This is a genomic window from Propionivibrio sp. (assembly GCF_049316945.1).
Classification (GTDB): Bacteria; Pseudomonadota; Gammaproteobacteria; order Burkholderiales; family Rhodocyclaceae; genus Propionivibrio.
The window spans coordinates 1-1,876 of the sequence record NZ_JBMOJE010000359.1; the positions used below are offsets into that span (position 1 = coordinate 1).

The window sequence follows — 1,876 nt, forward strand, 5'->3', positions numbered from 1 at the left end:
TGAAATTTAAGCATAGCTATTTTTCAAAAAACAGGGGTTTTCGGTCAGGCACTAATTACCAACCACTTACCTTGAGGTACAGCCAAGGCATAGAGCCTATTTTGATTTGCTGGCCCTACTCTTTTGCACCTGCGTCAATCAATATCTTTTCGATGTCCTGATACCCCCGTGTCCTGGCGTATTGCAAAGCATTTGAAGTCGGTTTCGCACCTTTGGACAAAAGGAACTTCACCATCGTGATCTTGCCCCTGCCTGATGCAAGACCAAGGGCTGCACCGCCACCCTCGTTTATGTCCATACCTGCATCAAGAAAAAGTTGAACGACCGGCATATCGTCATTCCCTGCGGCCTTGGCAAAACTTTGCCCATCATATTTCAGTCCCATCGCCGGGCGTGGTTCAAAAACCCCTGTTTTTGGGTAACACAGACGTGCCACTCCCTCCCTAAAAAGTTCGGGATTTTTCTCTAAATCCGGGAATTGTCGGGGCTTATTTCACCCCGTTGGGGTCAGGCTCGCAGCGGCTGTAGCTGCCCGAACCCAAGCAACGTGAGCCAATGCGGATGCTCTTGTCCGGTCATCAACTGCTTGGGACTTTTGCCCACTCGCTCGGGAACACTGCTGCGCATAAAGGTGCGATGGTTCAGAAAAAACTGTAGCAAACTCAGATACCCACCGCCGAGTTGGCGACGCAGCGTGAAGTAATTGCGCAACCGGGAATTCAAGTTCTCCACCATGGAGCTGCACCGTGGTGTTTCGGCCATGGCCTTTATGACAGCCTCAAAGACAGCGTGACACTTGTGCCCTATCTGTGCACACAGTTGGCACCAGCCCTGCCAATAGGCCGTGGATGTATCGGGCTTGCGTTGCAACACACAGGCTTGGCGCACCAGATACATTGAGAGATCGTTGGTTTTGGCGATGGCTTCCAATTTGCCATCGAGCACCCCGGAAAATGCCAACAAGTCGTCACGCTGGTTTTGCAGTGCAACGCGCACTGGGGGGATGCGCTTGGGGTCCAGGTGTTCGCGGGCCAGCAACTCAGTGATGACGAAATCGAAGAGTTCAACCCGGATCGCCAAACTGGGACCGGCCAGCGCCAACACGTCACGCCCGAGCCACTGGGTGAGCGTTTTCACATCCCGCGCCAAAGTGTGCGCTTGCGCCTCAAGTGCCAGCGCTTGGCTCATCATGACTTCATGGTCTTGCCCGTGCTGGAGTCCTTTGGTCCCTTTATCCTGGATCTTTTGCCTCCCTGTGGTGGCACCATTGGCCATTTTGGCCACCATCGTAAAGTTGCGCACACATTCCCTCAAGCCGCGCTTGCAATGATGAGATTAACTACGGGGCGCCGGAGACGTTTTCGAGGTCGAGCTGGAAGTGGCAGGACTTGGCAGAGATGTTCGAACAGCGGCTTGTCAGGCGCGCGACCAAAAAAACGCAACGCGGCGGTGCTTCCATCGCAGCGGGTGGTGACGAAGTTGTGAATAACCGTCAGTGCCGTGAGCGCCTGTGGATTCAAACCGCGCATCTGATGCTGATGTAAAGACAGGACACCTTCGCAAACCTCGGGAACTTCGATTGCGGACATGATCCACCTCAGCGTCAATAGCAGTACTGCTGCCAGTTTTCAAACATTCAGCTCTCCATCGTTGCCAATGTTCGAAAACAGTAGACGTGGGAAGCGGCGGAGATATCTGAACGGCTGCTTTAGTTTCGCAGGGAAAAGTCGTCCAATCAAACAACGCGGTGGTAGTGGTGGCATACCTCTGCGCAACTTTACGATGGTGGCCCCATACCGTGGGTGACGAAGCTTTGCGGCAGATGGCATCCGCCTGCGAACGTGCCGTACGTTCGCAAGACACGGTTGGACGGCTG

The 1,876-nt window shown here is 54.0% G+C and carries 3 protein-coding genes; all 3 read right to left on the reverse strand.

What is annotated here, in order from left to right; all coding sequences use genetic code 11:
• Window positions 1–115 precede the first annotated feature (115 nt).
• Window positions 116–436 carry an ankyrin repeat domain-containing protein gene (locus ACOYNV_RS28135; RefSeq protein WP_422903128.1) on the reverse strand — a complete coding sequence of 107 codons (321 nt, stop codon included), beginning with the start codon at window positions 434–436 and terminating at the stop codon, window positions 116–118.
• Between the two features lie 71 nt (window positions 437–507).
• Window positions 508–1,302 carry a hypothetical protein gene (locus ACOYNV_RS28140; protein ID WP_422903129.1) on the reverse strand — a complete coding sequence of 265 codons (795 nt, stop codon included), beginning with the start codon at window positions 1,300–1,302 and terminating at the stop codon, window positions 508–510.
• A gap of 8 nt (window positions 1,303–1,310) precedes the next feature.
• On the reverse strand, window positions 1,311–1,589 hold the full coding sequence (locus tag ACOYNV_RS28145; protein ID WP_422903130.1) for a DUF6399 domain-containing protein: 279 nt from the start codon (window positions 1,587–1,589) through the stop codon (window positions 1,311–1,313).
• Between the last annotated feature and the right edge of the window lie 287 nt (window positions 1,590–1,876).